Genomic DNA, 19,605 nt, shown 5'->3' on the forward strand with positions numbered 1-19,605 from the left:
GCGGTGGCTTCAAGTGCATGGCTTTCCAGGAGAGCACGACACGCTGAAGGAGTGCGACACGCCGTAACTCAAAGCCTTCAGGTGATCCAAAGGGTGGTATCGAAGTTGCGACTAAGTGACAGGGCGTCTGAGCGTTCGAGGAAGATTGACGAGCAAGACGTCAATGATTGGCGTAGGACGCTGAGAGCCGAGATTGATCGAGACATGCGTTCGATTGAGCGACGGCGATTGATCTTGCCCGATATTCCGTCTTTTGTTGAAGGGCAACTTTCATGCAAGCGCGCAGTGCTGGAGGTGCTTGAGCGAGGTCTTGATCCCAAGAAGCATCGGACGTTCCGTGGTCGAGTTCTGCTCGAAGCGCGTTGCGAGAAGCGGGGACACATCTTGGCTCGGGTCTACCCAACCTCGCAAGGTCCGCTTCTGATACCGAGTGTCTCTGGTCTTCCCTTGGGAAGGAATGGAAAGAAAGAGCAACGTTTCAGCGGGGAGCATTACGAGTTTGCCAAGCATTGGCGGACAATTCTGGAGCTCAGTGGGAATCCGGATCCGCGAGGCTACCGCGATCGTTGGATCCAAGAGTACGCCGCTGGGGATGACGCCGAAGATAGTGAATATTTCACCATTTTCGGCCTTACCTTGCTTGGCGAGCAACATCGTCGGGAGACAGTGTTGATCGAAGAGCGCGACATCGAAGTAGTGCCGACCTTCTACCTTCTGTGTCGCTGTGGGACCGAGCTGCTTGCGACCGTGGAGGTCATGAGGGCCCTCGATGCGGGTCAGCGTGTCTTGCTGCCGGCTATGTATCGGCGTCCTGTAAACTGACCTCAACTGAATGAATCGCCCGAGCTGTTGCAGCCAAAGATCCTGCTAGCCGATTGGGCACGGTGCAGGCTCCCAAGAGGGGCCTTTCATCATGCCTTCACTACCTGGCGGACGTCGCTCGGAGCTGGTTCAGCTCGTCCGCTTCATTCTTGCTGACGACGATCGAGTTCGTCGGACAAGTCAGTTGCTATCACACGTAACCTGCTGGCTCTTAATTGTCAGCCTGCTAATAGTGCTTCTGGCTGCGGTGGCAGGTGCTCTCCCTGGGTGGATGGCGCTCCTTGGAGGGAGCGGCGCCGCTGCCAGTGTCAAGTTGCCGGCACTGGTACGACGTGCGCAACGCCGCTGGACGTCTCGAAACTGAGTAGGTGCCTTGCGGTGTTGATGGTGATCAACTCGCCAAATCGGACCGGGTTAGCGCCGGTCGACATCCCTGATGTGCTGGTCCGCTGAAATGTCGGTAGTGAGAGTTAGGCTGCTCGATAACGCTAAGCCCAGTGCTGCTCACTTTGGGGCAGACGTGCCCCAGGGAAGGACGAACGCGAGTGCGACTGGTAAACGCTCACATCGTCAACTACCGCTCGGTTGAGAACTCTGATGAGTTCCCGGTCGAGCATGACGTTACCTGCCTGGTGGGCAAGAACGAGTCTGGCAAGACCGCGACCCTAAAAGCGCTTTGTCGACTTAACCCTGTTGAGTCTTCCGCGGTCTTCGATGAGGAGATCGACTTCCCGGCCACGCAGACTGGCAAGCGTCGGCAGTGGGCGGCGGACGAACTCGTTCCGGTCGTGACTGCGACCTTTGAACTCGACGACGCCGAGTTTGAGCGTGTCGCGCGTCAATACGGCCTAGACGTGCTCAGGAGTCGCCAGTTCACGGTCACACGGGGGTACCGGAGCGGCGAGATTTACTGGGACTTCGACTTCGACGAGCAGAAGATGCTCTGGCTGCTACTCGACAAGCTTGACCCCACAGTCAAGGAGACCGTGGGTACGATCGGGATCAACTCGGTCGAGGATCTGACGAAGGCGCTACGCAAGCTGGAGGAGCCGTCCAGCGCGTCGACCGAGTTGCTGAACCAGCTCGATGGAGGGGGAGGTGAAGGCTGGACTCTGTTGCATAGTCTTATCGCCCCCGCTCTACCGAAGTTCGTCTACTTTGACGACTACGACTCGATGCCCGGCAAGGCGTCCATCCCCGACCTCATCCAACGCCGGAACCAGGGCGTTCTGACTCGGGGTGAGCAGGCATTGGTGAGCCTTCTGCGGATCGCTGGCTCCGAGCTGGAGGACTTCCTTGCGCAGGACAACCATGAGCGGTTGATTCGCAGGCAGGAAAACGCCAATGCCAGCATCTCGCGCGAGGTGTTCAAGTACTGGCGACAAAGTACGGACCTCGTGGTGAAGCTGGAGGTGCTCTCGCCGGAGGTCGGCGCCAAAGCTCCCCTGGATCAGGGCCCGATCTTGCAGATCCGAGTGTTCAGCAATCGTCACGGGGTATCGGTGCCGTTCGATGAGCGCTCACGCGGCTTCGTCTGGTTCTTCTCTTTCTTGGCATACTTCACCGACCTGGAGGACAGCGCCAAACAGCAGCTAGTTCTACTGCTCGACGAGCCCGGTCTATCGCTGCACGGCCGGGCCCAGGAGGACTTGTTGCGGCTGATCGACGAGCGGCTCGCGCCCAAGCACCAGGTCCTCTACTCCACCCACTCGCCCTTCATGGTGTCTGCTGATCAGCTGCACCGGCTGCGCACCGTCATCGACTACGACGAGATCGGTACGAAGATCTCCTCCGAGATCTTCAAGGCAGACGAGGACACTGCCTTCCCGCTCTATGCAGCGTTGGGCATCGGCATGACCCAAAGCCTGTTCATCGGTGAGCACACGCTGCTGTTGGAAGGGCCCAGCGACCTGATTTACCTCGACGTCCTATCCGATGCGCTGACTGATCTGGGCCGGACTGGGCTAGACCCGCGCTGGGTCAAGACCCCCATCGGCGGGTCCGGGAAATTGTCTACGTTCGTCACGCTGCTGGGCGCCAACAAAGTCGACGTGGCGGTACTGGTCGACTCCAGCACCCAGGACGTTGGCGCGGTCAAGCGGTTACGCGACAACAACCAGCTCGCCAAGAGCGGTTTGGTGGAGATCAGCGAGTTCACCCAGACGGGTGACGCTGACATTGAGGACATCTTCGATCCCGCCTTCTACCTGGACCTGGTCAACCGGGCTTACGCCAGGGAGCTCGGCGGCACGACGATTTCCCTGGCCGACATCAACGCGAAGGACCCGAGGATCGTCCGTCAGGTTGAGCAGTACTTTCGGAACACAGGCGTCGCCGGCGGTAGATTCAGTCATCTGAAGCCGGCGACCACGCTCCTCCGGGAACAGACAGCTCTGGCGCCAGCTCTCGGCCAAGCCACCTTGGCCAAGGCGGAGAGCCTGTTCGTCCGCCTCAACGGTCTGTTGCGATCCTGAATCTCCTGCAGGCCGGCACGCCGTTCTGGAGCCAACACCGGCTACACCGAATCTGTCCTGGGTGGCGGCGCCACTGCGGCACTCGACGAAGCTGCTGGCCTGGCCGAGCACGTGGAGTACGGCAACCGGAACTTCCTGCTGTTCAGCCCGGCCAACGTCGTGCTCTGGCGCATCTCATCAGCCCTCGAACGCGGCGACCACGCCGAGGCCACGCGACTGGCCGCGACCGTTGACCCGGCCGAGCTGACCATTGACTCGCGCCGCACGACGTTCCTGATCGAGCACGCCCGCGCTCTCTATGGCATGCGGCGTCCCGATGAGGAGGTTCTGGCACTGCTGGTCAAATCCGAGGACCTAGGCATCCGCACCCGGATAAATCCGTTCGTGCGGGAGATCATCTCCGCAATGCTGGCTCGTGCTCGGCGCGAAGGCGTAGCCCGCGAAGTCCGCGGCATGGCCGACCGGATGGGCCTGATCAAGGCCCGATGACCCAAGCTGCTGGGTGAGACGATTTCGCGGATGCTGGTCGACCCAGGTTTCGGACCGTCGCAGTGCTAACGGCCTCAGTCAGCCGTACTTACGGAGTTGTTGTCGTACTCGGCCCGCTGTTGCGGTGTACGACGTGCTGTGGCTGCCGACGTGCATGTTCGAGCTCTGCCAATTACCGCGGGCATGCCGCTGGCGCGGTGGTTCGGCGTTGCCCACCTGGAGATGGGTCCTGCGGCCGCCGGCCTAACCGCCTGTGCATCGTTGACTTCCGGCAAGTGGAAGAAAGTTTTCTCTAAGCGGATCTTTGTTAACGCTAAAGATGAGAGATTTTTCTGATTATAGCCCGGAGGCGATGCTAACTTACTTAGCAGTCGCTCATTCGCTCCGCACCGTTATTTCGGGAATTACGGAACGTGTCTAAGGAAGGGGCACTTCGCTCAAGGCGAGGTGGTGCTCAAACGGCCTAAAGGCTGCGCAAATCACGTGATGCAAGCCTCACGATCCGTGTTTTAACTCGACCAGGAAACGGGCAGATAACGGCCATCTGACCTGCGAAAACACGCCCATCGTGGAGGGTTGGGCGCTGTTACTGTAACGTACGTCACGCCCCGGATAATTTCCGATCATTGCGGCAAGTGCGTAGCGTCACCATCTGACAGGACCCGATTCCGGGCTTGTTGGCACCACGGTCCACGGCTTCACAGTGGGATCCCAACTCCTTCCGTTCTGAGGCTGGTCTGATCCGTTCCCTTCCTGGGGCCGGCGAGCAGGCCAGAGCCATGAAGGAGATTGGAGATCAACAAAGTGAAGGAGTGGATCAGGTCGCGGCGAGAAGCGCGCTTGCGTAGAAAGCCTCGGCCGCCCGCGAGCCACTGGCTCCCCGAGGGGAACCAGTGGCCTGCACACGCAATACCCGTGTTCGTGCTGATTGTCGACGTTGTCGACATCACCGACAAGGTGCTCACTTGGCTCGGCAAGCGCTGAGGCGGTGAGCGGCGGACCCGTTCCAGGGGGCTTCCTGGGGCGGGTCCTCCTTGTATCCCGGCCAGTCCATAGCGTCGCGTTAGCTCGATCGGGTGTTACAACATCATCCGGAAGCGGCTCACGTAACCTGACGACTTGCGGTTGACAGGGGACGGCAACCGATAACGGATGAGTCACTGTAGACACGTATTGCGGTTCGATAAAAGGCCCGCTGGTTGAGATTTTTTTCGAGGTTCAGGGATGACGATGTTGGGGACCTTCACATATGCGCAGGTCAGACGGTATATTTAGCTCCGTCAAACACTGAAGAGTCTAGCGTTAGTCGACACTTCAATAGTGGCCTAACCCACTTTCGATCATGATAACTATGAGGTGCATCACACATGAGTGTCGCCTGATAGTTGGTGATCTGGGTCACATTGCGATTAATCTAAACTGTACCTTGAGCGATGGCTCCCGATTGGCATGGATCTATGCGGAGCAACCATCTTCCCTCTGGGACGGTTGCGACGTCTGGCGACTTGGAGTATCTGAATAATTGCTTATAGTAGTCAGTTCATGTGACCCGCCCGCCTCTATCTGCACCTGGGTGTCACTGGTTCCCACCTTCCGTGCCGGGCTGGTCCGGTGGGGCTGGTGGCTGGATCAACGAGTTGTACGGACCGTGGCATGTGCTGCCCACGTGGACGAGTGTGACTCCGCTGGCCAGCCGCGTTGCCGTTTGCTGAGTGTCTGACTGAGGGTCAATCAGGGCGGCAAGCGACGGACGTCCACGGACTCTTAGGGACTCTGGATGTGCAGGTCAGAGCCCTGCGGCCGCGGTCAAGAAGCGACGAATTCCGCTCGTAATGAATAGGTCAGGGGTTCGATTCCCCTAGGCGGCTCAGTGAAATCAGGCCCCGTCCGAGACATCTCGGGCGGGGCCTGACTCGTCTGGTGAGGGTCGAAGTGAGTGGCCGCTGGATGGAGGTTCTCTTGCACAAGATGGTGGTCCTGTATCCCGAGCCCGCCGATCCCGCGCACTTCCGCGAGTACTACGTCACCCACCACCTGCCGCTGGTCGCTCGGATGCCCGGGCTGCTCGCATGGCGGTACAGCTTCGACGTGGCCACGACGCAGGGGCCGTCTCCGTACTTCGCGATCTTCGAAGCCGACTTCGCCGATGCCGCGGCGATGACCGCCGCGCGGGAGTCGCCTCAAGGCCTTCAGGTCGCCGCCGATGTGGCCAACTACGCCACCGGGGTGCCGTCGTCCTCCACTACCCGGTGCAGGCCTGAGGCCGTCCGAAGGGCCTGGACCCCTCGGACGGCGACCTGCCTACTTCGGCGGGGTCAGCTTCACCACCGTGGCCGTGGCGTCGCCGCGGGGGGTTCGATAGGTGATCTCGTCGCCCGCTTTGGCGCCGACCAGGGCCAAGCCCAGGGGGCTGTCCGAGGTGATCGCGTCCGCGTCCTCGCCCGGGACCGTCACCACCTGGAACGTCTCTTCGTCTCCGTCGGAGAAGCGCAGGGAGACCACCGTGCCGTCCGGGAGCTGGCTGTTGCCGTAGCCGCCGTGTTCCATCTTGGCCGCCAGGTCGGCGATCTGGCGGTCGAGGCGGGCCGCGGCCTCCGCCCGGTCGATCACGTCCGCCTGGTCCGCCGCGTCCCCGGTGCGTTCCTGCTCGCCGGGTTGCGGCGCGAGGGCTTCCCGCTGCGCGCGCAAGTTCGCGATTTCCTTCTCCAGCTGGCTGCGCGCAGCCGGGCTGAGCCCCTTGTCCCCTGAGATCACCATGCCGGGCATTGTCCGCTGCGCGGAGCGGGGTGGCCAATCCGGTTTTTCACCCGAAAGCCACCCACACGACGTCTGCCCTAGGGTTTGGGGTCCGGCGTCCAGGAAGAAGGTAACGAGAATCACCGTGAGCGCAGTCCCCGGCCGCAGCGAGCAGCTCTCGCCGAACCAGCTGGCCAAGCAGGAACAGATCGTCGAAGCCGCCCGCGTCGTGCTCGCCCGCGACGGGCTCGCCGGGTGCACCGTCCGGGCCATCGCCGACGCCGGCCCGCTCACCAAGAGCGCGATCCACTACTACTTCGCCGACATCGACGTCCTCATCGATCGGGCGATGGCGGCGCACATCACCGCCTTCGCCGCGGGCCTGCGCGAGGTCGCCGCGAAGCACGGCGAACCCCGCGAGCGGCTCTTCGCCGTCCTCGAGGAGTACTTGAGCGTCTTCGCCGCGAACCCGAACGCCGCCTTCCTCTGGTTCGAGTACTGGATCGCCGCCGGGCGCGCGCAGCACCCGCAGGCCATCGACGTCATGCTGACCTCGCTCACCGAGCTGCTCGCCGAGCTCCTCGCCCCGCTCGACGTCGACGACCCGCGCGCCCGGGCCCGCGCGCTCCTGTCGTACCTGCTGGGCACGGTCGTCCAGCAGCGGGTGCGCCCGCGGCCGTTCGCCACGCTGCGTGCCGACATCGAGGCGCTCTGCTTCGCGAACTACGGGTAGAAACCACCAATAGATCCGTACTGCTCCGGATTGTGCGCTACGTCCGGCTCCGGCCAAGGTCGAGGAACCCCCGAGAGCAGGAGACGTGATGCGCACACGAACGTGCATGGCAGCGGCCGCGGCCGCCCTCTTGGTGCTCACCACCGGCGGCCAGGCCGGGGCCGCCCAGCCCGACGGCCCGCAGGTGTACGAGGTGACCGGTGCCGCCACCGCCCAGCAGCGCACTGTGATAGCGCGGACCGGCGCGGACATCCTCGACGCCGACGGCGCGACGACCACCGTCATCGCCAACCCCGGCGAAGCGGCCCAGCTGCGTGCGCACGGCTTCGGCGTCAAGGCGCTCGGCAAGGTCAACCGGCCGCAGGGGACCGAGGCCGTCCTGGACTTCCCGGCCGGCTACACCGGCTACCACACCTACGCGGAAACGCAGACCGAGCTGCAGAAAGCCGTCGCGAACTACCCGTCGCTGACCAAGCTCGGCAGCGCCGGCAACTCGTACGAAGGCCGCGCCCTGTCGCTCATCAAGATCAGCGACAACGCCGCCACCGACGAGAACGAGCCCGAGGTCCTCTTCACCTGCAACCAGCACGCGCGCGAGCACCTCACCACCGAGATGTGCCTCCACATCGTCCAGCGGCTGACCAGCGGGTACGCCACCAACAGCGCGATCAAGCGGCTGGTCGACAGCACCGAGATCTGGGTGGTCCCGAGCGTCAACCCGGACGGCTCCGAGTACGACATCTCCGGCGGCACGTTCCGCAGCTGGCGCAAGAACCGCCAGGGCCCCGGCACCGACACCAACCGCAATTGGGGCTACAAGTGGGGCTGCTGCGGCGGCTCGTCGGGCCAGACGTCCAGCGAGACCTACCGCGGCACGGCGGCGTTCTCCGCGCCCGAGACCCGCGCGGTCTCGAACTGGGTGAACTCGCGGGTCGTCGGCGGCACCCAGCAGATCAAGACGCACATCGACTTCCACACCTACTCCGAGCTGGTGCTCTGGCCGTTCGGCTACACCTACGCCGACACCGCGCCCGGCCTGACCGCGGCCGAGGCGCAGAAGTTCCAATCCCTCGGCCGGCAGATGGCCGCGACCAACGGCTACACGCCGGAGCAGTCCAGCGACCTCTACATCACCGACGGCAGCGTCAACGACTGGATGTGGGCGACGCACAAGATCTGGAGCTTCACCTTCGAGATGTACCCGAAGGGCAGCAGCCCGGGCTTCTACCCGCGCGACACCCAGATCGGCCCGCAGACCACGCGCAACGACCAGGCCGTGGACATCCTGATCAACGCCGCGATCACCGGCTGACCCCCAGCAGCCCCGGCCGCGGCCTGCGAACGGCCCCCTTCCCCGCTGGACCGGGGAAGGGGGCCTGCGCGGTCTAGGGTGCGGGCATGCCTCAGTTCTCGTTCGAAGGGCGCAGCCCGCAGGTCCACCCGGACGCCTGGATCGCCCCCACCGCCACCCTCATCGGCGACGTCGTCATCGAGAAGGACGCCTCCGTCTGGTACGGCGCCGTGCTGCGCGCCGACTTCGGCAAGATCGTCGTCCGGGAGGGCGCGAACATCCAGGACAACTCGGTCGTGCACGTCAACGTCGGCAAGGTCTGCGAGATCGGCCGGAACGTCACCGTCGGCCACCAGTGCCTGGTGCACGACTGCACGGTCGGCGAGCAGGCGCTGATCGGGAACGGCTCGACCGTGCTGGACGACGCCAAGATCGGCGAGCGGACGCTGGTCGCGGCCGGGGCCACCGTGACGCCGGGCACCGAGGTGCCGTCCGAGGTGGTCGCGATGGGCAGCCCGGCGAAGAAGTTCGTCCCGCTGACCGACTCCGCGCGGCTGTGGGTCGAGCACAACGCGGCCGTCTACCAGGACCTGGCGAAGCGGCACAAGGCCGGCGTCGAGGCACTGGATTGAAGTTGACCCTCCAGTAACTGGAGACTCTAGCTTCGGGGCATGGCTCCGACGAAACTCACCCACCAGGTCACCCTCGAGCTCGCCGCGGGCAACGCCCCGGTCGTCGACCTCGGCAAGATGCTGGGACAGACCGGGATCAACCTCGTCGAGGTCAAGAAGGCCTACGACGCGGCCACGGCGAGCCAGCGCGGCGACATCGTGCCGGTGGTCGTCTCGGTGTTCGAGGACCGCTCGTTCGCGCTCCGGCTCAAGACGCCCCCGACGTCCTTCCTCATCAAGAAGGCGTTGGGGGACAAGGGTTCGTCGCGGCCCGGGCACGAGGTCGCGGGGAAGCTGACCACGCAGCAGCTGCGCGAGATCGCCGAGCGCAAGCTGCCGGACCTCAACACCTCCGACGTCGAGGCGGCGATGCGCACGATCGCGGGCACCGCCCGGTCCATGGGCGTCGTGGTCGTCGACTGAGGTGCGCAAGCACGCGGTCGTGCCGCCGTTCCACGCGCTCGACCCCGAGCTCGGGGTCGCGGAACGGTTGCTGCGCCAGGGAAATCCGCAGCTGTGCGGCATCGCCGCGCAGCTGCCCGACGAACCCGCGGCCGCGCGCCGCCTCAACGCCGTGCTGGCGGAGGCCGGGGCGCGGCCGCGGCTCGTCGACACCGGCGTGGCGTGGCGGATCGTGTACGTGACGCCGTTCGCGGAGACCGGCGAGCTGGCCGCGGGCGCGGCGGGCCTGGCGGAGCTGGTGACCGTCGGCGGCTGGCGGCGGGTGAAGCGCTGCGCGACCTGCGCGCGGCCGTTCTGCGACCGCACCTCCGGGTGCACCCGCAAGTGGTGCGCCGAACACCGCCGGGCCCGCGGCGGCGTGGACTAGGCTGTTTCCCGCAGCAGCGACTGGCGCCATCGAGGTGGAGCACCACCGGGAAGCGACGACGAGGCCGGCACCGCGCGCCTGGGTGAAGGCCACTCCAGAGCCGGAGTACGCCATGACACACCAGCCGAAACTGAACGCACTCGCCGCCGCCGACCCCGCCATCGCCGGGCTCGTCGAGGACGAGGCGAAGCGCCAGCACGACAAGATCCGCCTGATCGCGTCGGAGAACTACGTCTCGCAGGCCGTGCTCGAGGCGACCGGGAGCGTGCTCACGAACAAGTACTCCGAGGGCTACGCGGGCAAGCGCTACTACGAGGGCCAGCAGTTCATCGACCAGGTCGAGCAGCTGGCGATCGAGCGGGCGAAGGCCGTCTTCGGCGCCGAGCACGCCAACGTCCAGCCGTACTCCGGGTCGCCGGCGAACCTGGCCGTGTACCTGGCGTTCGCGCAGCCGGGCGACACCGTGCTCGGCATGGCGCTGCCGGACGGCGGCCACCTCACGCACGGCTGGAGCGTGTCGGCGACCGGCAAGTGGTTCACGCCGGTGCGCTACGGCGTCGCGAAGGAGACCGGCCGCGTCGACCTCGACCAGGTCCGCGACCTCGCGCGCCAGCACCGGCCGAAGCTCATCTTCGCCGGCGGCACGGCGATCCCGCGCACGATCGACTTCCCGGCGTTCGCCGAGATCGCCCGCGAGGTCGACGCGGTGCTCGTCGCCGACATCGCGCACATCGCCGGCCTGGTCGCGGGCGGGGCGCACCCGTCGCCGGTCGGGCACGCGCAGGTGATCACGACGACCACGCACAAGACCCTGCGCGGCCCGCGCGGCGCGATGATCCTGTCCGACGCCGACCACGCGAAGGCCGTCGACAAGGCGGTGTTCCCGGGTCTTCAGGGCGGCCCGCACAACCACACGACCGCCGCGATCGCGGTCGCGCTCGGGGAAGCGCAGCAGCCGTCGTTCAGCGAGTACGCGCACACGATCGTCGCCAACGCGAAGGCGCTGGCCGACGCGCTGCTGGCGAAGGGGTACGACCTGGTCTCCGGCGGCACGGACAACCACCTGCTGCTGATCGACCTGACGAACAAGGCGGTCGCGGGCAAGCCGGCCGCGCAGGCCCTCGACCGCGCGGGCATCGAGCTGAACTACAACACGGTCCCGTTCGACCCGCGCAAGCCGTTCGACCCGTCCGGCATCCGGCTCGGCACGTCCGCGATCACCACCCGCGGCCTCCAGCCGGAGCACCAGGTGCAGGTGGCGGAGTGGATCGACCGCACGGTGACCGCGGCCGCCGCGGCCGAGGAGGCCGCGCTGGACACGATCGCCGCGGAGATCCGCGAGTTCCTGGCGCCGTTCCCGATCCCGGGCTACTCCGCCTGAGCCAGCGCGTCCAGCACCAGCGCGTGCAGGGCCGGCGCGGCCGCGACGAAGCTGCCGTCCGACGGCGTCCACGGGGCGCCGCCGGCGGTGGTGACGACCGCGCCGGCCGCACGCGCGACCAGTGCGGCGCCGGCCAGGTTGGTGGCGTCGGTGCCGTACTGCCAGAAGAAGTCCAGCCGGCCGGCGGCGACGTCGGCGACCTGCCAGGACGTCGGCCCGAGGTTCCGCACCGCGGCGACTTTCGGCAGTACTGCGGTCAGCGAGGCGCCTGCTGCTTCGGCCACACCGGGCTGCTTCGCGATGAACGGCGGCTGGCTGGTCGCGGCGACGGCTGCTTCGAGGCTCTTGTTCCGTGACGGCTCGATCGGTGTTCCGTTCCGCTCGGCGCCTTCGCCCCGCTGCGCCGCGTAGGTCTCTTTCAACCACGGCGAGTGCAGCACCGCGAGCTCCGGCTCGCCGTCGCGGACGAGCGTCACGGTGAGGCAGTACTGCGGGAGGCCCTGGAGGAGCTGGACGGCGCCGTCGAGGGCGTCGACCACCCAGACCTCGCCGTCGGGGAGCTCGTCGAACTCGCCCGCCCACTTCGCTCCGGGCCGGAGGCCGGTGAGCGCGGCCCGGAGGTCCGCCGCCAGCGGGTCGTCGATGGCCGAGAAGATCTCGCCGAGCTCCCCGAGGGAGGCGGGTGGCCGGTCCGGGGCACGGACGCCGGCGGCCAGGGTTTCCACGATGTCGAGCACCGGTTTCAGCATGCGCCCAGGATTAAGCTGATCGGCGAAACCGAGTACTCCAGCCCGGCAGAGTGAGCGGAAGCGGACTGCACAATGCAGCGTCTGACCGAAATCGAACAGCGAGTGGTTTCGGCCCTCCAGGTCGACGGCCGGGCCGGTCCCGGCCGGATCGCCGAAGTCCTCGGCCTCTCGCCGCGGACGGTCACCCGCGTGATCGCGCGCCTGAGGGCCGACGGGCGGCTCGGTGTCGTCTGCGTTCCCGATCCCCGGCACGGCCTGCGGGGCGCGATGCTCCTGCGCGTGAAGGTGCTTCGCGGCCGGACGCCGGTGATCGCCGACGCCCTGGCCAAGCGCGAGGACGTCCTGTTCGTCGACATCCTGGCCGGCGGCGAGGAAATCAGCGCGGTCGCGCTCGGCGGGCTCGACGGACGGCTGGTGCACGACGCGCTGCCCGCCACGTCCGCGGTCACCGAGCTGCGCGCGCACTCGATCCTGCACGTCTTTTCCGACGCGGCGCAGTGGCGCACCGGTTTGCTCACCGATGCCGAAGCCGCGGCCCTGAGCCCGCCGCCACCCGGCGTGGACGTCACGCTCGACGAACTCGACCGGCGGCTGCTCGCCCGCCTCGCCGTCGACGCCCGGCTCGGTCCCGGAGAGCTGGCGCCCGAAACCCCGGAGTCGACCGTCCGCCGCCGGCTCGACCGGCTGGCCGCGGCCGGGCGGATCCGGACCTACGCCACCGTCGACGTCCGCGCGCTGGGCCTCGAGATCGACGCGAACGTCTGGATGACCGTGCCGCCGGGACGGCTCGACGAGGTCGGGCGGACGCTGGCGGATCACCCGATGGTCCACGGCACCCTGGCCACGACCGGCGTGACGAACCTGATGGCCGCCGTCTGGTGCCGCGACCTCGGTGACCTCTACGCCTTCGTGACGCGGCTCGAGGTGCCGTCCGCCGAGGTGACCGTGGTCGCGCAGGCCGTCAAGCGAGGCGCGAGACCGGGGTCACAGAATATTTGATTGCACGGTACAAGCTTCCCGGGGAATACTTGGCTCAGACAAGTAGTTGAGAGGTACAAGCAACTACGCCGACTTCGAGGGAGACCCCATGAGCGACACCACCACGGCGGAAGGAGCAGCCGCTACGAACGGCAAACTGACCCACCGCCAGATCCTCACCGTGCTGTCCGGGCTGATGCTCGGCATGTTCCTCGCCGCGCTCGACCAGACCATCGTGTCGAGCTCGATGCGCACCATCGCCGACGAGCTCCACGGCCTGTCCCTGCAGGCCTGGGCCACCACCGCCTACCTGATCACCGCCACGCTTTCGACGCCGCTGTACGGCAAGCTGTCCGACCTCTACGGCCGCAAGCCCATGTACCTCACGGCGATCTCGCTCTTCCTGGTCGGTTCGCTGGCCAGCGGCATGGCGACGTCGATGTACGAGCTCGCCGCCTTCCGCGCCTTCCAGGGGCTCGGCGCCGGTGGCCTGATGTCGCTCGCGCTGGCGATCATCACCGACATCACCGCGCCGCGGGAACGCAGCAAGTACCAGGGCTACTTCATGGCCGTCTTCGGCATCTCGAGCGTGGCCGGGCCGGTCGTCGGCGGGTTCTTCGCCGGCATCGACACCTTCGCCGGCATCACCGGCTGGCGCTGGGTCTTCCTGGTCAACGTCCCGATCGCGCTCGCCGCGCTGGTCGTCGTCACCAAGGTGCTGAACCTGCCGCACACCCGCGTGGACCAGAAGGTCGACTACCGGGGTGCCGTCGCGCTGGCCACCGGCCTGGTGCCGCTGCTGATCGTCGCCGAGCAGGGCCGCGAGTGGGGCTGGGGCTCCGCCGCTTCGATCGCGATGTACGTCGTCGGCGCGCTGGGCGTCACCGCCTTCGTCTGGATCGAACGCCGGATGGGCGACGCCGCCCTGCTGCCGCTGCGCCTGTTCAAGCGGCCGGTGTTCCGGATGTCGACGATCGTCACCGTCGTGCAGGGTGCCGGGATGTTCGGCGCGATGATGTCGCTGCCGCTGTACCTGCAGATCGTCAAGGGCGCGACGCCGACCCAGGCCGGCCTGCAGATGCTCCCGCTGACGCTCGGCATCATGGTCGCCAGCCTGACCAGCGGCCGGATCATCGCGGCCACCGGCCGGTACAAGATGTTCGCGGTGGCCGGGGTCGGCCTGATGGCGGCGGCGCTGTTCGCGCTGTCCACGATCACCGTCGACAGCTCGCTGGCCCTGGTCATGGTGATCGCCTTCGTGATCGGCCTCGGCCTCGGCGCCTCGATGCAGACGCTGGTGCTGGCCGCGACCAACGACGTCCGCCCGCAGGACATCGGCGTCGCCACCTCGGCGGCGACGTTCTTCCGGCAGATCGGCGGCACGGCGGGCACCGCGGTGTTCCTGTCGATCCTGTTCGGCACGGTGGGCGACCGGATCGCGAGCGCCATCCGCTCGGCGATGACCACGCCGGCCTACACGGCGGCGCTGGCCCAGCACCCGGAGTTCGCGAAGCAGATGCAGAGCGGCCTGGACGTCAACGACACGTCGTTCCTGTCGACGCTGGACCCGACGCTGGCCCGGCCGATCCTGCAGGGCTTCGCCGAGTCGATGAGCACGGTGTTCCTGGTCGGCGGGATCGTGCTGACCGTCGGCTTCGCGCTCGTGTGGTTCCTCAAGGAGAAGCCGCTGTCGGACAAGTCGGCGATGGAGCAGCGCGCGGAGGCCGAAGAGGCTCCCGCACTGGCCCTGGCGCACTGACCGCGTGAAAAAAGGCCCCCTCGGAAGATCCCGAGGGGGCCTTTCTCGTGGACTCAGTGACCGGTCCCGTTGGCTTCTTCCTTGGCCAGGCGGTCGGTCTCGCGCTCGTACGAGCGGGCGATCTCATTCTCGGCCTCGGCGCGGCCGACCCAGGTCGAGCCTTCGACGCTCTTGCCGGGCTCGAGGTCCTTGTAGACCTCGAAGAAGTGCTGGATCTCCAGCTTGTGGAACTCGTTCAGGTGGTGGATGTCCCGCAGGTGCTCCAGGCGCGGGTCGTTCGTCGGGACCGCGAGGACCTTGTCGTCCGGGCCCTTCTCGTCGGTCATCCGGAACATGCCGATCGCGCGGCAGCGGATCAGGCAGCCCGGGAACGTCGGCTCCTGGACGAGGACGAGCACGTCGAGCGGGTCGCCGTCCTGGCCGAGGGTGTCGTCGATGAACCCGTAGTCGGCCGGGTACTGCGTGGCCGTGAACAGGGTCCGGTCCAGCTTGATGCGGCCGGTCTTGTGGTCGACCTCGTACTTGTTGCGCTCCCCTTTGGGGATTTCGATCGTGACGTCGAACTCCACGCCGTCCTCGCTGCTTCTTGTAGATCCGGGCATACCCGCATCGCGGGCGGCAACCTTCATGACTCTCTTGACGTCTCCTAGTGTGGACTACGCCCTGCCGGGGGGCCGCATCGATGTCGGCCACACGGCATGTGAGCTTGGCCCCTCCCGGGGCAGGTGAGAAGGAGTGGTGGGTGCCGGAAAACGACCAGCCGATGTGGCCTTCGTCGGACGAAGACCGCTCGTCGTCCGGCGCGCGGGAGACCACTCCGATGGCGCTACCGGACCCGCCGGAGGCCGCCGCGGGCCGTCCCGGCGTGCCCAAGGTCACAGGCAGTGAAGCCCCCAAGGGCTCGTGGTTCGCGCCGAACGTCCCGCCCGAGCCGATCCCCGGCCTCAACGCCCCGGCCGAGGAGCCGCCGGCCCCGCCGCCGCCGGCCAAGCAGGACCTCGCCGACCGCCTCGGCAGCCGCGAGCCGAAGAAGCCGCAGCCCCCGGCCGACCCGCAGCCGGCGCCCGCGAAGCCCGCCGAAGAGAGCACCCAGTACATCCGGGTCGAGCAGTCGGAACTCGAGCCCGAGGCCTCCGGCGAGAGCACGCAATACGTCGAGCCGCCCGAGCCGAAGCCGGGCGGGGAGAGCACCCAGTACATCGAGGTGAAGCCGTCCGGGCCGGTGCCGGTGGTGCCGGTCGAGCGTCACGTGCCGCCCCGGGAGGAGCCGAAGCCGGAGGAGCCGCAGCAGCAGTGGCGGGAAGAGCTGCAGCACTGGCGCGAGGAGCAGCAGCGCCGTGAAGAGCAGCTGAGCCGCGCGGCCGCACAGCGTCGCGAGGAGCCCGAAGCCCCGCAGCCGTGGAGCCAGCGCATCGAGCTGCGGGAGGACCGCACCGGCGACCGGCCGGCCGAGCCGGGTGACCGCCGGGCCGCGCTGCCGCCGGAGCCGCCGCGCGGGGTGGTGCCGTCGGCGTCCGCCGGCTCGCTGGCCCGGCCGCAGCGGATCGAGCCGGACGGCCAGCGGTTCGACGCCGAGGCGACCGTCGGGATCGAACGCCCGACCTCGTTCCCCGGCGTCTTCCAGCAGCAGCCCCAGCAGCGCGGCGAACCGCCCCGGAACGACCAGCCGCCGACGCCGGCCGAGCCGCCCGCCGCCGAAGAGCCGCCGAAGAAGCGGCGCAAAGGCAAGCTGATCGCCCTCGTCGTGGTCGTTCTCCTGGTGCTGGCCGGCGCCGGGGTCGCCGCGGCGACGCCGAAGGTGGCGAACCGGCTGGCCCTGCCGTGGGCGCCGAACGCGCCCAAGGGCGACCCGCCGTCGTCGCCGGCGGCCACCCGGCAACTGCAGGGGCCGGCCACCTCCGGGACGGCGCCGACCGCGAACGGCGTCAAGGCCGCGCTCGCTTCGGCGGCCGGCAACGGCGCGCTCGGCCAGCTCACCGGCAGCGTGATCGACCCGGTGACCGGCACCGTCCTGTGGGACCGCAACTCCTCGACGCCGGTAACGCCCGCGTCGACGACGAAGGTGCTCACGTCCGCGGCCGCGCTGCTTTCCCTGGACCACAACCTGCGCCTGCCGACCAAGATCGTGCAGGGCGCGGACCCGGGCACGGTGATCCTGGTCGGCGGCGGCGACACGACCCTCACCAACCTGCCGCTGGGCACCGACTCCCCGCTGTACCCGGGGGCCGCGCACGTCGACGACCTCGTCGCGCAGGTCAAGAAGGCGGTGCCGGGCGTCAAGAAGGTGCAGGTCGACCTGACGCTGTTCAAGGGCGCGACGACCGCGCCGGGCTGGGAGGCGGGCGACGCGCCATCGACGTACGCGACGCAGATGGCGCCCGTGATGGCCGACGGCGGCCGCATCAACCCCAAGGACAACAACTCGCAGCGCACGGCGAACGCGGGCAGCGCGCTCGCCCAGTCGATCGCCTCGAAGCTCGGGGCCTCGGCGGGTGGCCAGGCGACCGCGCCCAAGGACGCGAAGGTGGTCGCCGAGGTGAAGTCGGCCCCGCTGACCGAGCTGGTGTCCGACCTGATGGAGCTGTCCGACGACGTCCTCGCCGAGGCGGTCGCCCGGCAGGTCGCGCTCGCCAACGGCGAGGAGGCCAGCTACGCCGGTGGCGCCCGGGCGACCATCAAGGTGCTGAAGGAGCACGGCTTCGACGTCTCGGGTGTCGCGCTGTCCGACGGCAGCGGCATCTCGTCGCTGAACCGCATCCCGGCGCGGCTGCTCACCCAGCTCCTGGCGGCCGCCGCGGCGCAGGAGGGCAAGGACCCGAACACCGCCAAGCTGCGCCCGGTGCTGGCGGGCCTCCCGGTCGCGGGCGGCTCGGGCACCCTGGCCGACAAGCGGTTCGACACGGCCGCGTCGCAGGCCGGCCGCGGCTGGGTGCGGGCCAAGACCGGCACGCTGACCGCGGTGAACACCCTCGCCGGGCTGGTCCTCGACCAGGACGGCCGGGTGCTGGTGTTCGCGTTCATGTCCAACGGTTCCGACACCGAGCCGGGCCGCGACGCGATCGACGCCCTCGCGACGAGCCTCCGCAAGTGCGGCTGCGCCTAGCGGACGCCGAACCGTACGAAGATCGTGGCCGGAAACCCCGCACCGGGCAGGTAGCGTCGGAAGGGTGAGTCAGGAAACGCAGACCCGGCCCATGGTCGATTGGGCGATCGCCGCGCAGACCGGCGCCCTGCTGGTGCGCGGCGGCCCGCAGGTGCCGCGGGAACGGGCCGAGGAGGCCGTCACCGACCTGCGCGAGCTCACCGCCGAGGCCGAGGGGCACGTGCGGCAGCTGACGAACCTGGGGCTCGACCTGCCGCTGCTGCCCGGCGAGGTGGTCGACCGCCCGGGCTGGGTGAGATCGGCCGCGGCCGGGCTGGACGCGCTGACCGGGCGCGCGCTGCCGCAGCAGGGTGGCCCGCTCGGGCCGATCCTGGCCGGCGGCGCCGGCGTCCAGACCGGGCTGGTGCTCGCCTTCCTCGCCAGCCGCGTGCTCGGCCAGTACGACCCCTTCGGCGGCCCGGAGCGCGCGGGCACGCTCCTCCTGGTCGCGCCGAACGTCGTCGCCGCCGAGCAGGCGATGGACGTGCCCGGCCACGACTTCCGGCTCTGGGTCTGCCTGCACGAGTGCACCCACCGGCTCCAGTTCACCGCGGTCAAGTGGCTGCGCGACTACTTCGCCGACGAGGTCGAGCGGCTCGTGTCGGGCCTGGCCGGCGGCGGCACGGACAGCCTGTCCGACCTGGTCGGCCGGCTCCCGGAGGCGATCAAGCAGGGCCCGAAGCTGAACCTGGCCGAGCTGCTCCAGTCGCCGAAGGAACGCGCGGTGTTCGACCGGCTGCTCGCGCTCTCGACGCTCCTGGAGGGGCACGCCGACTACGTGATGGACGCGGTCGGCCCGCAGGTCGTGCCGAGCGTCGACAAGATCCGCGCGCGGTTCACCGCCCGGCGCAAGGGCGGCGGCGTCTTCGACCGGCTGCTGCGCGCGCTGCTCGGCGTCGACGCGAAGATCCGTCAGTACGAAGAAGGCGCGAAGTTCACGAAGCACGTCGTGGACGCCGTCGGCATGGACGGCTTCAACGCCGTCTGGCGGTCGCCGAACACCCTGCCGTCGCGCGCCGAGATCTCCGACCCGGCGGCGTGGGTCCGGCGCCTGCACGGATGACCGGGCCGGCGGTCGCGGCCGTCCGGCGGGCCGTCCGCGCCTTCCTGGAGACCGTCGAAGCACCCCCCGAGCTGTGCGTCGCGGTCTCCGGCGGCGCCGACTCGCTCGCGCTGGCCGAGGCCACCGCGCACGTCGGGCACCACCGCGGGCACGTCGTCCGCGCGCTGGTCGTCGACCACGGGCTGCAGGAGGGCTCGGCCAAGATCGCGGCCGACGCGGCCGCCGCGGCGAAGGCGCTGGGTGCCGACGAAGCCGAGGTGCGCCGGGCCGACGTCACCGGCCCGGGCGGCCCGGAAGCCGCCGCCCGCAAGGCCCGCTACCGGACCCTCGCCGGGCACGGGCTCGTCCTGCTCGGCCACACCCTCGACGACCAGGCCGAAACGGTCCTGCTCGGGCTCGGCCGCGGCTCCGGCCCGCGCAGCGTCGCCGGGATGCGGCCGCACGACCCGCCGTGGGGCCGCCCGCTGCTCGCCGTCGGCCGCGCGACC

The 19,605-nt window shown here is 68.2% G+C and carries 17 protein-coding genes, 1 pseudogene and 1 riboswitch; of the genes and pseudogenes, 15 read left to right on the forward strand and 3 right to left on the reverse strand.

Annotated features, from left to right (window positions below; all coding sequences use genetic code 11):
- The first annotated feature begins 204 nt into the window (after positions 1 to 204).
- From ACWEVN_RS13280 to ACWEVN_RS13295, 4 genes and pseudogenes are all read left to right on the forward strand, one after another.
- Positions 205 to 822 carry a hypothetical protein gene (locus ACWEVN_RS13280; protein ID WP_452051386.1) on the forward strand — a complete coding sequence of 206 codons (618 nt, stop codon included), beginning with the start codon at positions 205 to 207 and terminating at the stop codon, positions 820 to 822.
- A gap of 545 nt (positions 823 to 1,367) precedes the next feature.
- Positions 1,368 to 3,296, forward strand: a complete 1,929-nt coding sequence (locus ACWEVN_RS13285; protein WP_452051387.1) for an ATP-dependent nuclease — start codon at positions 1,368 to 1,370, stop codon at positions 3,294 to 3,296.
- Between the two features lie 111 nt (positions 3,297 to 3,407).
- Positions 3,408 to 3,785: a hypothetical protein gene (locus ACWEVN_RS13290; protein ID WP_452051388.1), complete on the forward strand. Its 378-nt coding sequence runs from the start codon at positions 3,408 to 3,410 to the stop codon at positions 3,783 to 3,785.
- Between the two features lie 1,968 nt (positions 3,786 to 5,753).
- Positions 5,754 to 5,957: pseudogene (locus tag ACWEVN_RS13295) on the forward strand (EthD family reductase); the annotation flags it as partial.
- Between the two features lie 129 nt (positions 5,958 to 6,086).
- On the opposite strand, the gene ACWEVN_RS13300 reads toward ACWEVN_RS13295, so the two are convergent.
- Entirely contained in the window at positions 6,087 to 6,542 is a 456-nt protein-coding gene (locus tag ACWEVN_RS13300; protein WP_310969099.1) for a GreA/GreB family elongation factor, read from the reverse strand.
- 124 nt (positions 6,543 to 6,666) lie between these two features.
- On the opposite strand from ACWEVN_RS13300, the gene ACWEVN_RS13305 reads away from it, so the two are divergent.
- The 6 genes from ACWEVN_RS13305 to ACWEVN_RS13330 all read left to right on the forward strand — a co-directional run bounded on the left by ACWEVN_RS13305 (position 6,667) and on the right by ACWEVN_RS13330 (position 11,426).
- Positions 6,667 to 7,254 carry a TetR/AcrR family transcriptional regulator gene (locus ACWEVN_RS13305; protein WP_086853331.1) on the forward strand — a complete coding sequence of 196 codons (588 nt, stop codon included), beginning with the start codon at positions 6,667 to 6,669 and terminating at the stop codon, positions 7,252 to 7,254.
- A gap of 106 nt (positions 7,255 to 7,360) precedes the next feature.
- Positions 7,361 to 8,566 (forward strand): M14 family metallopeptidase, encoded by a 1,206-nt coding sequence (locus ACWEVN_RS13310; RefSeq protein ID WP_449684740.1) that lies wholly within the window; start codon positions 7,361 to 7,363, stop codon positions 8,564 to 8,566.
- Between the two features lie 86 nt (positions 8,567 to 8,652).
- On the forward strand, positions 8,653 to 9,177 hold the full coding sequence (locus ACWEVN_RS13315) for a gamma carbonic anhydrase family protein (RefSeq protein WP_452051389.1): 525 nt from the start codon (positions 8,653 to 8,655) through the stop codon (positions 9,175 to 9,177).
- Between the two features lie 39 nt (positions 9,178 to 9,216).
- Positions 9,217 to 9,639: a 50S ribosomal protein L11 gene (gene rplK / locus ACWEVN_RS13320; protein WP_452051390.1), complete on the forward strand. Its 423-nt coding sequence runs from the start codon at positions 9,217 to 9,219 to the stop codon at positions 9,637 to 9,639.
- A 1-nt stretch (position 9,640) separates the two neighbouring features.
- On the forward strand, positions 9,641 to 10,045 hold the full coding sequence (locus ACWEVN_RS13325) for a hypothetical protein (protein WP_449684717.1): 405 nt from the start codon (positions 9,641 to 9,643) through the stop codon (positions 10,043 to 10,045).
- Between the two features lie 6 nt (positions 10,046 to 10,051).
- A riboswitch (ZMP/ZTP riboswitch) is annotated at positions 10,052 to 10,136 on the forward strand.
- Positions 10,137 to 10,157: 21 nt separating this feature from the next.
- A complete protein-coding gene (locus ACWEVN_RS13330; protein ID WP_452051391.1) occupies positions 10,158 to 11,426 on the forward strand; it encodes a serine hydroxymethyltransferase in 1,269 nt (422 codons plus the stop codon).
- Here the strand turns inward: ACWEVN_RS13330 and ACWEVN_RS13335 are convergent.
- The gene (locus ACWEVN_RS13335) at positions 11,414 to 12,175 is read right to left on the reverse strand and encodes an inositol monophosphatase family protein (protein ID WP_452051392.1); all 762 of its coding nucleotides are present in this window, start codon (positions 12,173 to 12,175) and stop codon (positions 11,414 to 11,416) included. The genes ACWEVN_RS13330 and ACWEVN_RS13335 overlap by 13 nt on opposite strands.
- Positions 12,176 to 12,247: 72 nt before the next feature.
- Here ACWEVN_RS13335 and ACWEVN_RS13340 point away from each other — a divergent pair, with 72 nt between their 5' ends.
- A complete protein-coding gene (locus ACWEVN_RS13340; protein ID WP_452051393.1) occupies positions 12,248 to 13,174 on the forward strand; it encodes an Lrp/AsnC family transcriptional regulator in 927 nt (308 codons plus the stop codon).
- An 88-nt stretch (positions 13,175 to 13,262) separates the two neighbouring features.
- On the forward strand, positions 13,263 to 14,912 hold the full coding sequence (locus ACWEVN_RS13345) for an MDR family MFS transporter (RefSeq protein ID WP_452051394.1): 1,650 nt from the start codon (positions 13,263 to 13,265) through the stop codon (positions 14,910 to 14,912).
- Positions 14,913 to 14,965: 53 nt separating this feature from the next.
- Here the strand turns inward: ACWEVN_RS13345 and ACWEVN_RS13350 are convergent, their stop codons facing one another.
- Positions 14,966 to 15,481: an inorganic diphosphatase gene (locus tag ACWEVN_RS13350; RefSeq protein ID WP_449684722.1), complete on the reverse strand. Its 516-nt coding sequence runs from the start codon at positions 15,479 to 15,481 to the stop codon at positions 14,966 to 14,968.
- A 173-nt stretch (positions 15,482 to 15,654) separates the two neighbouring features.
- Between ACWEVN_RS13350 and dacB the strand changes: the two genes are divergently transcribed.
- From dacB to ACWEVN_RS13365, 3 genes are all read left to right on the forward strand, one after another.
- Positions 15,655 to 18,015 (forward strand): D-alanyl-D-alanine carboxypeptidase/D-alanyl-D-alanine endopeptidase, encoded by a 2,361-nt coding sequence (dacB, locus tag ACWEVN_RS13355; protein ID WP_452051395.1) that lies wholly within the window; start codon positions 15,655 to 15,657, stop codon positions 18,013 to 18,015.
- A gap of 91 nt (positions 18,016 to 18,106) precedes the next feature.
- Positions 18,107 to 19,117, forward strand: coding sequence for a zinc-dependent metalloprotease (locus tag ACWEVN_RS13360; RefSeq protein WP_449680287.1), 1,011 nt, complete (start codon positions 18,107 to 18,109; stop codon positions 19,115 to 19,117).
- Positions 19,114 to 19,605 (forward strand): tRNA lysidine(34) synthetase (locus ACWEVN_RS13365; RefSeq protein ID WP_452051396.1); only part of this gene is annotated, 492 nt, incomplete at its 3' end. The genes ACWEVN_RS13360 and ACWEVN_RS13365, both read left to right, overlap by 4 nt.

It is taken from the genome of Amycolatopsis sp. NPDC003861, assembly GCF_053605405.1.